Source organism: Lentzea sp. NPDC037011 (assembly GCF_055607425.1).
The window spans coordinates 294477-308247 of sequence record NZ_JBVJRT010000007.1 but is presented as its reverse complement, the minus strand read 5'-3'; the positions used below and the strand labels follow the sequence as shown (position 1 = coordinate 308247).

Below are 13771 nucleotides of genomic sequence, written 5' to 3'. Positions count from 1 at the left end.
ATTGTCAGACCCCCTGAGTACGGTCCAGGACATCAACTCCGGATTGGACTCAGGGGGTACGGCGTGCGCAGGTGGGAGCTCGTCTCCGGTGGCTCGGCGAAGTTCTGGGAGGTGGAGCTGACCGGGTCGGCGGTGACCGTCCGCTTCGGACGCCTCGGCGCCGCCGGGCAGACCCAGACCAAGGAGCTCGCCTCGGCGGAGGCAGCCGCGGCGCACGTCGCGAAGCTGGTGGCGGAGAAGGAGAAGAAGGGCTACCGCTCCACGTCGGCTGCCTCTCCCGACGCCGTGCAGCCGGGCGCCGCACCGTCGACGTCCAGCCGGCCCGCAGCCACTACAGCGCACACCACCGGCCATTTGACGGCCACTGCGCCTCTCGGCCAACCTGCCGCACAGCCCGCGGCTGCCACCCCCGCTCCGTCCCAGCCGAGCACCGCCCCCACCTCCACGCCTCCTTCCCCACCTCCCGTGGTGGACGAGGACACCTGGAGGATGCCGAAGGCGTGGCTGCGCGAGGCCATCCGCCAGCGCGGCTTCGACCCGGCGCCCGAGTTCACCCTCGCCCCCGAGCTCGCCGCCACCGCCCGCGCCCGCGCCGCGGACCAGGTCGCCACCTCCGACCGCCTCCTCGCCGCCGAGGACTCCCACCCCGACCTGGTCGAGGCCACCCGCCAGCACCTCGCCGGCCGGCACAACCCCGTCGGTGCCGCCTGCGTGGCCGCCATGACGGCCAAGGACGTGGCGACGGTGCACCACTGGATCGCCGACCACGGGCTCGCGTTCGCGGTGGAGGCCGTGGTCGAAAGCCTCGGCATCCAGGCCGGCAGCAAGTGGCTGCCCCAGCGGAGCGCGCCCAGCGAGCCGCACCTGTACCGCTACGGTGCCGCTGTCCACCCGCGGGTGGACAGCACGACGGGCCGGATGCTGACGGCGACCCGGTACGCGCTCGCCGTGGCCGACGACGCGGAGCGCGCGGAGGCCGAAGCCGTCCTGGAGCGGTTGAGCACCCCCGACACGGAGTTGGTGCGGGCCTACCTGGTGACGTGGCGGGCCGACTGGTTCGACCGGGCGTGCCGGGCGCAGTCCGGGGCGAGCTGGTGGATGACGATCTGCAGCGCCAGCACGCTCGACGAGGTCGACCGGTCGCACGCGTCGCTGAACACGGGGACGACGGTCCTGTACACGGCGGTGTACGTGCTCGGACCAGCGGTCGCGCCGCTGCTCGCCGCCGACCTCGACAGCACCTACCAGCGGTCGGACCGGCGCAAGCAGGCGTTGAGGGTGTTGCAGCAGCTGCCGTGCGACGAGGCGTTCACGGCCCTGCTCGACCGGCTGGACACCAAGTACGTGCGGCCCGCCGTGCTGTCGGCGATGGCGGCGTTCCCGCGGCGGGCGGCCCGGCTGCTGGGTGAGCGGGCGGGCAGCGACGCGGCCGTGCGGCAGCTGCTGACCGCGCACCTCATGTCGCACCCGTACGTCGAGGCTCCCGAGGGGTTCACCCCCGTCGAGACCGACCAGGTGCCGGAGGCGCCGGCCGAGGCGTTGCCCGCGGTGCTGGCCGCACCGCCGTGGCTGCACCGCAAGCCGCCGGTGAAGCCGGTCGTCGTGGCGGCCCTGCCGGTGCCCGGGCCGTCGGTGGTGTGGGCGCCGGGTGAACGCCCGGAGTGGCTCCGCGAGGGCTACTGGACCACCTACCAGACCTGGCAGGAACTCCTGGTGGAGTTCCACGAGCGCAAGATCGCCTACCGCGCGCGGAACCTGTTCGCGCTGGCGCCCGAGGAGGTGGTGCGCCCGCTGCTGGCCGACTGGAACCCGAACACGGGCTGGGGTGCCGAGCTCACCGGCAAGATGCTGGCCGCCCGGTTCGAGCTGGACGCGCTGCCGCCGCTGCTGCGGATGGCCGAGGCGAACTCGAACAACGCCGTGGTCCTGCTGCCGTTCGCCACGCCCGAGGTCGCGGCGCTGATGGCGGACTGGTTCGTGCGGCTCAAGCAGGTCCGCAAGGTCGCCCTGGAGTGGCTGGCCCGGCACCGCGAGACGGCCGTGCGCCTGCTCGTCCCCGCAGCGCTCGGCAAGCCCGGCGCCGACCGCCGCGCCGCCGAGGCGGCGCTCCGCCAGCTGCAGAACACGGGCGTGGACGTCGTGGCCGCCGCGCCCAAGGCGGCGGCGGAGGGTCTGCGCGCCCTGCTGTCCGTCGACCCGGTCGACGTGCTGCCCGCGAAGCTGCCGGCCATCGGCGAGTGGGCCGACACCCGGCTGCTGCCGCAGGTGCTGCTGCGCGACCGCAAGCAGGCCCTGTCCGCGCAGGCGGCGAGCCACCTGCTGATGACCGCCGCACTGTCCAAGCCCGGCGACGTCTACGCGGGCCTGCTGCTCGCCCGCGAGGAACTCGACCGCGACTCGCTGGCGGAGTTCGCGTGGACGGTCTTCCAGCGCTGGCTGGAGATCGGCGCCCCGTCGAAGGAGGGCTGGGCGCTGACCGCGCTCGGCTGGTTCGGCGACGACAGCACGGTGCGCGCGCTCGCGCCGTTGATCCGCGCCTGGCCCGGCGAGAGCCAGCACACCAGGGCCGTGACGGGTCTGGACGTCCTCGCCGACATCGGCACCGAGGTGGCGCTGTCGCACCTGAACAGCATCGCGGAGAAGGTCAAGTTCAAGGCCCTCAAGACCCGCGCGCAGGAGAAGGTCTCGCAGACCGCCGCCGAGCTGGGCCTGTCCCGCGACCAGCTGGCCGACCGCCTGGTGCCGCGTCTGGGCCTGGACGACGAGGCGTCGCTGGTGATCGACTACGGCGCGCGCCAGTTCCGCGTCGGCTTCGACGAACAGCTCAAGCCCTACGTGCTGGACCCGGACGGCAAGCGCCGCAAGGAGCTTCCCAAGCCCGGCGCGAAGGACGACCAGGACCTCGCCCCGCTGGAGCACAAGCGCTACGCGGGGTTGAAGAAGGACGTCCGCACGATCGCGGCCGACCAGATCCACCGCCTCGAACGCGCCATGGTCGACCAGCGCACCTGGACCGCCGCGGAGTTCCACGCGGTCCTCGCCGCGCACCCGCTGCTGTGGCACATCGTCCGCCGACTGGTGTGGATCACCGACGAGGGCCTGTCGTTCCGCCTCGCAGAGGACCGCACCCTGGCCGACTCCGGCGACGACGAGGTCACCCTCCCCGAGACCGCGACCGTCCGCGTGGCGCACCCGGTGCAGCTGCGCGACTCGGCGGACGCGTGGGGCGAGGTGTTCGCCGACTACGAGATCCTCCAGCCGTTCCCCCAGCTCGGCCGCCCGCTGCACGTCCTGCCCGAGGGCGAGGACCTCCTGCCGCACCTGAAGAAGTACAGCGACGTGCCGTACCCGGTGGGCAAGATCCTCGGCCTGACGAAGAGGGGCTGGGTCCGCGGCGAACCCCAGGACGCCGGCGTCGAGTGCTGGATCACCCGCCCCCTCCCCGCAGGCGGCGCCCTGGTGGCGTCGCTCGACCCCGGCATCGCGGTCGGCGCGGTCGACGTCTTCCCCGAGGTCAAGTTCGACGACCTCTGGTACTCCCCCGACGGCCGGGGCTACTGGTCCGCCCAGCAGAATGCCTCGACCGCGGTCGAGGTCGACGCGATCACGACCTCCGAGCTGCTGTCCGAACTGGAGTCCCTGCAGTCGTGAACACGAACCAGAGGAGCACCGCGGTGCGCAGGTGGGAGCTGGTCTCCGGCAGCTCGGCGAAGTTCTGGGAGGTCGACCAGAACGGCACGGAGGTGACCGTCCGCTTCGGACGGATCGGCACGGCCGGCCAGACCCAGGTCAAGGACCTCGCCGACGAGGCGAAGGCCACGGCCCACGTCGCGAAGCTGATGGCGGAGAAGGAGAAGAAGGGCTACGCCGCCGTCGGCACAATGGCAGCCACGGCGCCCACGGGCGGCACGGCACCTGCACTCGGCACGGCACCGACAGTCGGCACGGCACCGGCTTCCAGCGGCTCGGCCCAGTCCAGCGCCACCCAGCCCGCAGGCGCACAGCCTGGCGCTGCCCAGCCCACCAACTCCCAGCCCGCTGCGGCCCAACCCGGCGCCGCACAACCCGGCGCTGCCCAGCCCGCAACCGCCCCATCCTCCGCCACATCCACCGTGCCGGACTCCCCCACCCCACAACCGGCCGCCTCCACCTCCTCCCCTTCCGACGCTCCGACCAACACACCATCCGTCGCCCCGACCGACACCCCACCTCCCGCCGTCGACGAGGACGCCTGGGAGATGCCCAAGGCCTGGGCCCGCACCGTGATCCGCCAGCGCGGCCTGGACCCGGCCCCGGAGTTCACCCTCGACGCCGCCCTCGCAGCCAAGGCCCGCCGGCAGTTCGCCGACAACGCCGAGCTGATCGACCGCGCACTGGCCGGTGCGGCCCCCGACCTCGTCGAGGCGACCCGCCGGCACCTCGCCGGCCGGCCCAGCCCCCTGGGCGCGGCGGCGGTCGCGACCGTCACGTCGTCCGGTCAGCCGGTGGTGCACGCGTGGATCGCCGACCACGGCGCGGCGTTCGCCGCCGAGGCGGTCGTCGAGTTCATGGGACTGACGTTCTCCGACGAGTGGAACGCCAGGAAGGCGGCCTGGGACAAGGCCTGCCTGCACCGGGTGACCGACGGTTTCCACGCGGCGGCCGACACCGCCGAGGCCAAGATGCTCATCGCCGTCCGGTACGCGCTCGCGGTCGCGGACGACGCGGAACGGGCCGCCGCCGAGACCGCCCTGGAGGAGATGGGCGCGACGGACCGGGTGAAGGAGCTGCGGTCGTTCCTGGTGCCGGAGCGGTCCGACTGGTTCGCCGAGGTCTGCGCGCTGCCGCACACGTCGAGCAAGTGGTGGATGCTGCCGTGCACGGCGCGCAGCTACGAGGACTTCGTGCGTGCCGAGGCGTCGCTGACCAACTCGGCGTTCGTGCTGTACACGGCGGCCTACGTGCTGGGGCCGGCCATCGCGCCGTTGCTGGCGCAGGAGCTCGACGAGGAGTACGGCTGGGCGGACGGCCGCAAGCAGGCGGTGAAGGTGCTCGCGGTGCTGCCGACCGATGAGGCGTTCACGGTCCTGCTCGACCGGTTGACCGCGAAGTACGTGCGTCCCGCTGTGCTGTCGGCGATGGCGGCGTTCCCGCGGCGGGCGGCCCGGCTGCTGGGGGAACGGGCCGGGCGCGACGACGAGATGCGCCGGCTGCTGACCGCTCATCTGATGTCGCACCCCGAGCTGGAGGTGCCGGCCGAGGTCCGGGCGGTGATCGCGGAGCACGAGGTGGACGTGTGGCCGGAGGCCGAACCCGGTCAGTTGCCGCCGCTGCTGGCGGCGCCGCCGTGGCTGGACCGCAGGCCGGCGCCGAAGCCCGTGGTGCTGACCGGCCTGCCGCTGCCGGCGCCGTCGGTGCGGTGGGAGGACGGTGAACGCGACCAGTGGCTGGAGTCCGGCCGCGAGTGGATCACCGCCCACCACAGCTGGCGCAAGCTGCTCAAGGACTTCAAGAGCGGCAACATCGGCTACTACGACAACGACCTGTTCCTGGCGGCACCCGAGAACGAGGTGCGGCCGCTGCTGGCGCAGTGGACGCCGAAATACACCTACAGCGTCGAGGAGTGGGGCAAGCGGATCGCCGCGCGGTTCGAGCTGGACGCGGTGCCGCCGTTGACACTGCTCGCGCAGTCCACTCCGGGTGCCGGTGGCGTGGTGCTGGTGCCGTTCGCCACGGCCGAGGTGGCCGTGGTGATGGCCGGGTGGTTCGCGCGGACCAAGCAGCCCCGGCGCTGGGGGCTCGCGTGGCTCGCCCGGCACCGCGAGCAGGCCGCCCGGCTGCTCATCCCGGTGGCCGCGGGCAAGGCCGGTACCGCCCGCCGTGACGCCGAGGCGGCCCTGCGGCACCTGCACGGACTCGGGGTCGACGTGGCGGGACTCGCCGCGGAGTGCGGTGCGCAGGCGGCGGTCGACGCCGTGCTGTCGGTCGACCCGGTGGACGTGCTGCCCGCGAAGCTGCCGGTGATCGGCGAGTGGGCGGACACCCGGCTGCTGCCGCAGGTGCTGCTGCGCGACCGCAAGCACGCGCTGTCCCCGCAGGCGGCGAGCCACCTGCTGATGACCGCCGCGCTGTCCAAGCCCGGTGAGGTCTACGCCGGGCTGCCGGTCGCGCGTGAGGCGCTCGATCCCGCGTCGCTGGCCACGTTCGCGTGGGCGGTGTTCGAGCAGTGGCACCGGTCGGGTTCGTCCAAGGAGAGCTGGGCGCTGCACGCGCTGGGCTGGTTCGGCGACGACACGACGGTGCGCGCGCTGTCGCCGTTGATCCGCGCCTGGCCGGGTGCCAGCCAGCACGCCAGGGCGGTCGCCGGTCTCGACGTGCTCGCCGACATCGGCACCGAGGTGGCGCTGTCGCACCTGAACAGCATCGCCGAGAAGGTGCCGTTCAAGGGCCTCAAGACGCGGGCGCAGGAGAAGGTCTCGCAGATCGCCGCAGAGCTGGGGCTCTCGCGGGAACAGCTCGCGGACCGGCTGGTGCCGCGCCTGGGCCTGGACGACGCGGCCTCGCTGGTGATCGACTACGGCCCGCGCCAGTTCCGCGTCGGCTTCGACGAACAGCTCAAGCCCTACGTGCTGGACCCGGACGGCAAGCGCCGCAAGGACCTGCCCAAACCGGGTGCCAAGGACGACCAGGACCTCGCCCCGGTGGAGCACAAGCGGTTCTCGGCGTTGAAGAAGGACGTCCGCACCGTCGCCTCCGACCAGATCCAGCGGCTGGAGCGGGCGATGGTCGACCAGCGCACGTGGACGGCCGAGGAGTTCCAGACGGTGCTCGCCGCGCACCCGCTGCTGTGGCACATCGTCCGCCGGCTGGTGTGGCTCACCGACTCGGGGCTGTCGTTCCGCCTCGCCGAGGACCGCACGCTCGCCGACTCGAACGACGACGAGGTGGCGCTGCCCGCGGACGCGACCGTGCGGGTCGCGCACCCGGTCGCGCTCGGCGACTCGCTGGCGGCGTGGGGCGAGGTGTTCGCCGACTACGAGATCCTGCAGCCGTTCCCGCAGCTCGGCCGGCCGCGGCACGTCCTGCCGGCCGGTGAGGACCTGTTGCCCCGCTTGAAGAAGTACTGCAACACGCCACACCCGATCGGCAAGGTCCTCGGGCTGACGAAGAAGGGCTGGGTCCGCGGCGAGCCGCAGGACGCCGGCGTCGAGTGCTGGATCACCCGGCCGTTCCCCGGCGGCGGAGCGCTCGTCGCGTCGCTCGACCCCGGCATCGCGGTCGGTGCCGTCGACGTCTTCCCCGAGGTCGGTTTCAGCGACATGTGGTTCTCCCCCAGCGGCCGCGGCACGTGGTCCGCGCCCAAGGACGCACCTCGCTCGTACGAGGTCGACCCGATCACGACCTCCGAGCTCCTCTCCGAACTGGAGTCCCTTCAGCCATGACCAGCACCCAGACGATGCAGCGCCCACCGGCCGAGGTCCGCTACGCCGACGAGCTCGCCCGCCTGCGCGACTCCGACACCGCGCCGAAGCCGCCGGGCTGGGCGCTGAGCCTCGAAGCCGCGCGGCGGTTCGTCGTCGGCGACGAGAAGCGCGGTGTCAGCAAGAAGTTCGTCGGCGACCCGTCGCTCGTGGACCGGGCGCTGGTCACGCTCGCGACCAGCCGCGGGCTGATGCTCGTCGGTGAGCCGGGCACGGCGAAGTCGCTGCTGTCCGAGCTGATCGCGGCGGCGGTGTGCGGCGAGTCAACGCTCACGATCCAGGGCGGCGCGGCGACCACCGAGGACCAGATCAAGTACTCGTGGAACTACGCGCTGCTGGTGGCGGAGGGACCGTCGCCGCGGTCGCTGGTGCCGGCGCCGATGCTGCGGGGCATGGCCGAGGGCAAGGTCGTGCGGTTCGAGGAGATCACCCGCTGCCCGCTCGAGGTGCAGGACTGCATGCTGTCGATGCTGTCGGACCGGGTGATGGCGATCGGGGAGCTGAACGGCCCGGACGGCATGGTGTTCGCGCAGGACGGGTTCAACGTGATCGCCACGGCGAACACGCGCGACCGCGGTGTCAACGAGATGAGCGCGGCGCTCAAGCGGCGGTTCAACTTCGAGACGGTGTTCCCCATCGCGGACTTCGACACCGAGCTGGCGCTGGTCGAGCAGGAGGCCGCGAAGCTGCTCGACCGGTCCGGTGTGCAGCTCGCGCCGAAGCGGGACGTGCTGGAGGTCCTGGTCAGGACGTTCCGGGACCTGCGGGAGGGCAGCGACCGGCTCACCACCGTCATGAGCACCGCGGAGGCGGTGTCGGTGGCGCACGCGGTCGGGCTGCGCGGGTGGTTCCTGCGCGGTGAGCAGGGGTCGGCGGCGGACGTGGTCGAGTGCCTGGCGGGCACGGCGGCCAAGGACAACGCCGAGGACCTGGCCCGGCTGCGGCGGTACCTGGAGCAGCACGCGCCGCGCCGCAAGGGCAAGCAGTGGCAGGAGCTGCACCGCGCCCGGCACCTGCTGCCCGGCTGATGGGGGCCGTGTTCGTCGGCGTCCGGCACCACAGTCCCGCCTGTGCCCGGCTGGTCGCCGCCACCGTCTCCGCGCAGCAGCCGGCGTACGTGCTGATCGAGGGCCCCGCGGACTTCAACGACCGCATCGACGAGCTGCTGCTGGGCCACGAGCTGCCGATCGCGTTGTTCAGCTACTCCGACGAGCACGCGTCGTGGGCACCGTTCTGCGACTACTCGCCGGAGTGGGTGGCGATCGCGGAGGCACGCCGCTGCGGGGCGGAGGTCAGGTTCATCGACCTGCCCGCGTGGCACAGGGCGTTCCGCGACGTCAGCAACCGGTACGCCGACGCGGAGCTGCGCTACACCGAGGTGGTCGAGCGGCTGTGCCGGGAGTTCGCGGTCGACAACGTCGACGTGCTGTGGGACCACCTCTTCGAGTCCGTGCAGGACCCGCGGGGGCTCGCCGAGTACTTCGACCTGCTGCGCGGCACGGCCACGGCGGACGAGGGCGACTCGGCGCGCGAGGAGTACATGGCGCGCTGGGTTCGGGCCGCGGTGGGTGAGGCCGGGGACCGGCCGGTCGTCGTGGTCACCGGTGGTTTCCACACGCCCGCGCTCAGGGCGATGCTCGCCGCCTCCCCCGGGGACGACACCGCCGAGTGGCCGGAGGTGCCCGAACGCGAACGGGGCGCCAGCTACCTCGTGCCGTACTCGCACGCGCGGCTGGACGCGTTCACCGGCTACCAGTCGGGCATGCCGTCGCCCGGCTACTACCAGCAGGTCTGGGAGCAGGGTGCGCAGCGGGCGGCGGACTGGCTCGTCGAGTCGGTGGCGACGCGGCTGCGGCGCAGGCAGCAGCCGGTGTCGACGGCCGACCTGATCGCCGCGCGCACGCAGGCCGGGGCGCTGGCGCGGTTGCGCGGGCACGAGCAGCTCGCGCGCACGGACGTGCTGGACGGCCTGACCAGTGCGTTGATCTCCGAGGACCTGACGCAACCACCGCCGTGGTCGCGCCGGGGCACGCTGCAGCCGGGTGCGCACCCGGCGCTGGTCGAGATGCTCGGCGCGCTGCGCGGTGAGCAGGTCGGCCGGCTGCACCCGAGCACGCCGGCGCCGCCGTTGGTCGGCGCGGTGCAGGAGCTGCTGCGCACGCACGGCCTTGACCACGAGGGCACGCTGTCGCTCGACCTCACCGAGCCGCGGTCGCTGGAGCGCAGCCGGGTACTGCACCGCCTGCGGGTGCTGCGGATTCCCGGTTTCCACCGCACCAGCGGGCCGGAACGGGGCGCAGCACCGGCGCTGGAGGAGCAGTGGGTGCTGCGGCCGGCGGAGGAGCGGCTGGCGGCGTTGATCGAGGCCGCCGAGCACGGTGCCACGCTGCCGGAGGCGGCCGGGGCGGTGCTGGAGCGGCGGGCGAGGCACGCCCAGTTGCAGGAGCTGGCCGTGGTCCTGTTCGACGCGGTGCTGTGCGGCATCTCCACGTTGTCGGGCAAGGTCAAGGAGGCGCTGAACGAGGGCGTGCGGGAGACCGGTGACCTCGCGGCGCTGGGCCACGTGCTGAGCGGTGTGCTGGGGCTGTGGCGGCACGACCGGTTGTTCGGCACGGCGAAGGACCCGTTGCTGGGCGCGGTGGTCGACGCCGGCACGACCAGGGTGCTGTGGCTGGTCGAGGGCCTGCACGGCGGGCCGGCCCCGGCCGACCCGGACCGGTTGCGGGCGATGGCGGCGACCAGGGACGCGGTGCTGCACGCGAAGTCCGCGCTGTCGCTCGACATCGCGGACGTGACGGGCGTGGCGACCAGGGTGAGCGAGGACGTGCAGGCGCCACCGGACCTGCGCGGTGCCGCGCTCGGGCTGGCCTGGTCGCTGGGTGCGCAGCCGGACGTGCGCAAGGTCAGGACCGTCACGGCGCTGGGCGACTGGCTCGCCGGGCTGTTCGCGGTGGCGCGCGAGGAGGTGCTCGCGAGCCCCGAGCTGGTCGGTGTGCTGGACGAGCTGGTCAGCGCGATGACCGAGGAGGAGTTCCTGGTGGCGCTGCCCGCGTTGCGGCTCGCCTTCGGCTACTTCCCGCCCAGGGAGCGGGAGACGATCGCGGCGACCGTGCTGGAGCACCGCGGGGCCGACGGCGACGCGCGCGCCGTGACCCGGCTCGACACCGACCCGGTGCTCGTGGCGGAGGCGCTGGCGGTGGAACGGCGGGTCGACGGGCTGCTGGTGAAGGGCGGGCTGGCATGACGGACATGGAACGCTGGCGGCTGATCCTCGGTGAGCCCTCCGCGCGCTGCGCCGGTGGTCTGCGGGGCGAGGCGGCGCGCAGGGACGCGGCGCTGGAGTGGCTCTACGGGCGTGATCCCGAGCTGGCCCAGCGCGGTGTGCGCAAGGGCGGCAACGCGGACTCGGTGGTGCAGACCGTCGACTGGCTGGACGAGGTGCACGCGCTGTTCCCGAAGGAGACGGTGGAACGGCTGGAACGCGACGCGGTCGAGCGGTACGAGATCACCGACATCGTCACGGACCCCGAGGTGCTGCAACGGATCGAACCCAACGCGGCGTTGCTGCGCGCGGTGCTGCGGACCAAGCACCTGATGAACCCGGCCGTGCTCGCGATGGCCCGCAAGATCGTCGAGGCGGTCGTCCGGCAGCTGGTGGAGAAGCTGAAGACCGAGGTGCGGCAGGCGTTCAGCGGCACGCGGTCGCGGCGGCCGAGCATCCACCGCAACTCGCGCAACTTCGACTTCCGCGCCACGATCAGGGCGAACCTGCAGCGCTACCGGCCCGACGAGCGCAAGCTGTCGATCGAGCACGCGAAGTTCTTCTCCCGCAACCGCAAGCACGTCGAGCAGTGGCAGGTGGTGCTGCTGGTGGACCAGTCCGGGTCGATGACCGGCTCGGTGATCCACTCGGCGGTCACCGCGGCCTGCCTGTGGGGTCTGCCGGGGCTGCGCACGCACCTGATCGCGTTCGACACGAACGTGGTGGACCTGACCTCGGACGTGACCGACCCGGTCGAGCTGCTGATGAAGGTGCAGCTCGGCGGTGGCACGGACATCGCCAAGGCCGCCGCGTACGGCGCCGGGCTCGTGGACAGCCCGCGCAGGGCGGTCGTCGCGATCATCAGCGACTTCTACGAGGGCGGCAACCCCGAACGCCTGGTCCGCGTCGTGAAGGACCTGTGCGAGCAGGGCACCCACGTGCTGTGCCTGGCGGCGCTCGACGAGCAGGCGAACCCGGACTACGACCGCGTGCTGGGCCAGCGCCTGGCGAACGCGGGCGCCCACGTCGGCGCGATGACCCCTGGCGAGCTCGCCGAATTCGTTGCGGAGAAACTCAGGTGACCAGACCAGACCTGCTCGCGCTGACCCCGGACGCGCTGGCCGCGCTCGCCAACCGCGGGCTGGTGAAACGCGCGGTCAAGGAGCTCGACGCGGGAGTCGTGCCCGCGCTCGACACCGACCCGGCCGGCACCGTCCAGGGGAAGTTCCCGGACGGCACGACCACGACGCTGCCGCCGAACACCGCGCTCGACGCGGCGCGGTGCAGCTGTGGCGCGGCCGGTGTGTGCCGCCACCGCATCGCGGTGGTGCTCGCCTACCAGCGGACCGGGCCGGCGAGCGCACCGGTCGAGCTGTGGTCGCCGGGCGCGGTGACCGACGAGGACCTGACGGCGTTGATGGGCGAGCGCACCCTGCGCCGCGCCCGCCGGGCGTTCCAGGCCGGGTACCGCGCGAAGCTGCGCCGCCCGACCGCGGAGGACCAGACGGCGCAGGCGGAGCTGCCGACCTGCACGGTGACGTTCCTGGTGCCCGGCGACCTGTCCTACGTCCACACCGACGCCGTCCACCGCGAGGAGGCCACGGCACTGGCGGTGTGGGCGTTCCGCGCGGCGGACGCCACCGGCGCGGACACCGTGGACGTCGGCGGATCTCCCACCACGGCAACGGATCTGACCGCGGTCACCGACCTGCTCGACCAGCTCCTGCTCGACGGTGCCACGAACGCGAGCGAGGTCCTCGACGCCGCGTGGCACCGCCTGCACCGGGACCTGACCGCCCAGCGCCTGCACTGGCCGGCCGCGGTGATCGCGGACCTGCTCGCCCAGCTCACCGCCTACCGCACCCGCAGCGCCGACTACGCGGCCGAGCAGTTCGCCGCCCTGCTCACCGAGCTGCACGCCCGCACCACCGCGACCGGTCCGCGCGCCGAGGTCCTCGGCTTCGACGAGCCAGCTGAAACCCCGCTGCGCCGCGTCCGCCTGACCGCGCTGGGCGCCCGCCGCCGCACCGAGACCACCGCCGACGTGTACCTCGCCTCGGGTGACGTGGTCCTGGTCCAGCGCGACACCCCGCTGCGCACCGCTGTGCGCCTGGCCGCCTCGAACGTCGTGTCCGAGTCGGCGACCCGCAGCGCCAGCCGCGTGGTGACCCTGAAGACCAGCCGTGTCGCCAAGACGTCCCTCACCCCGGTCGGCACCGCCTGGGACGACCTGCCGCTCCCCCTGGTCGTCACCGACTACCCCGCGACCGCCGCGGCCCTGGCCGACCTGCCACCCCGCCAAGTCCGCGCCCGCGTCGAGGCGGAGCTGGTCCGCGCCCTGCACGTCACCGAGGTGTCGGACGTGGCGTACGACCCGGCCGCGCAACGCCTGACCGCGGCCCTCCACAACCCGACCGGCACCTGCCGGCTGGAGGCCGCTCACCGCGCCGTGGCACCGCACGCGCTGGACGCTCTGGCCACCGCCCTGCGCTCTTCACCGACCACGATCACCGGTTCCGTGCGCCGCCACCGCGGCACCCTGGTGATCGACCCGCTGGCCGCGCACACCGAGTCCGGTGTCGTGGTCCTGGACCTGGCCACCGGCACCGCACCCCAGCAGTTACCGCCGGGTGACACGACCGCGGACGCGCTGACCGCGGCCATCGACAGCGCGCTGACGGTCTCCTCCGAGGCCGCGCACCGCGGCCTCGACCACCTGTCCCCGAGCCTGCTCGCCCGCACCCGCGAGGTCGCCGCCCACCTGCACCGCCTCGGCCTGCGGACGGCGGCGGCACGCCTGACGGCCTTCGCCGACGGGCCGAGCTCGCAGACCTGGGTCGCCGCGCACCTCAGGCTGCTGGTGACGGCCGACGCCCGCTGACCGGCGCCAGGGGGCGGCTCGGGAGGGCAGGCGGAGTCGGCGCGGGGGCCAGGCGAGGGTCGAGCGGGGCCAGGCGGGGCGGCGCGGGGGTCAGGCGGGGCGAGCGGGGGTCAGGCGGGGTCGGCGGGGTCGGCGCGGGCCAAGTGAGGGCGAGCGGGGCGAGGCAGA

General features: G+C 73.3%; 6 protein-coding genes. All 6 read left to right on the top strand.

Going from position 1 to position 13771, the window contains the following annotated elements; genetic code table 11:
* Nucleotides 1–63: 63 nt before the first annotated feature.
* From ACZ7CH_RS23650 to ACZ7CH_RS23625, 6 genes are read left to right on the top strand one after another with little or no spacing between them, the layout of a single operon-like run.
* Nucleotides 64–3651 (top strand): DUF4132 domain-containing protein, encoded by a 3588-nt coding sequence (locus ACZ7CH_RS23650; RefSeq protein WP_470374863.1) that lies wholly within the window; start codon nt 64–66, stop codon nt 3649–3651.
* A gap of 23 nt (nt 3652–3674) precedes the next feature.
* On the top strand, nt 3675–7421 hold the full coding sequence (locus ACZ7CH_RS23645; RefSeq protein ID WP_470374862.1) for a WGR and DUF4132 domain-containing protein: 3747 nt from the start codon (nt 3675–3677) through the stop codon (nt 7419–7421).
* The gene (locus ACZ7CH_RS23640) at nt 7418–8488 is read left to right on the top strand and encodes an ATP-binding protein (RefSeq protein ID WP_360392849.1); all 1071 of its coding nucleotides are present in this window, start codon (nt 7418–7420) and stop codon (nt 8486–8488) included. Before ACZ7CH_RS23645 ends, ACZ7CH_RS23640 begins: the two co-directional genes overlap by 4 nt.
* Entirely contained in the window at nt 8488–10704 is a 2217-nt protein-coding gene (locus ACZ7CH_RS23635) for a DUF5682 family protein (RefSeq protein WP_470374861.1), read from the top strand. The genes ACZ7CH_RS23640 and ACZ7CH_RS23635 overlap by 1 nt, the downstream gene beginning before the upstream one ends.
* The gene (locus tag ACZ7CH_RS23630; protein WP_458431409.1) at nt 10701–11804 is read left to right on the top strand and encodes a VWA domain-containing protein; all 1104 of its coding nucleotides are present in this window, start codon (nt 10701–10703) and stop codon (nt 11802–11804) included. Before ACZ7CH_RS23635 ends, ACZ7CH_RS23630 begins: the two co-directional genes overlap by 4 nt.
* Nucleotides 11801–13603 carry an SWIM zinc finger family protein gene (locus ACZ7CH_RS23625; protein WP_470374860.1) on the top strand — a complete coding sequence of 601 codons (1803 nt, stop codon included), beginning with the start codon at nt 11801–11803 and terminating at the stop codon, nt 13601–13603. Before ACZ7CH_RS23630 ends, ACZ7CH_RS23625 begins: the two co-directional genes overlap by 4 nt.
* Nucleotides 13604–13771 lie beyond the last annotated feature (168 nt).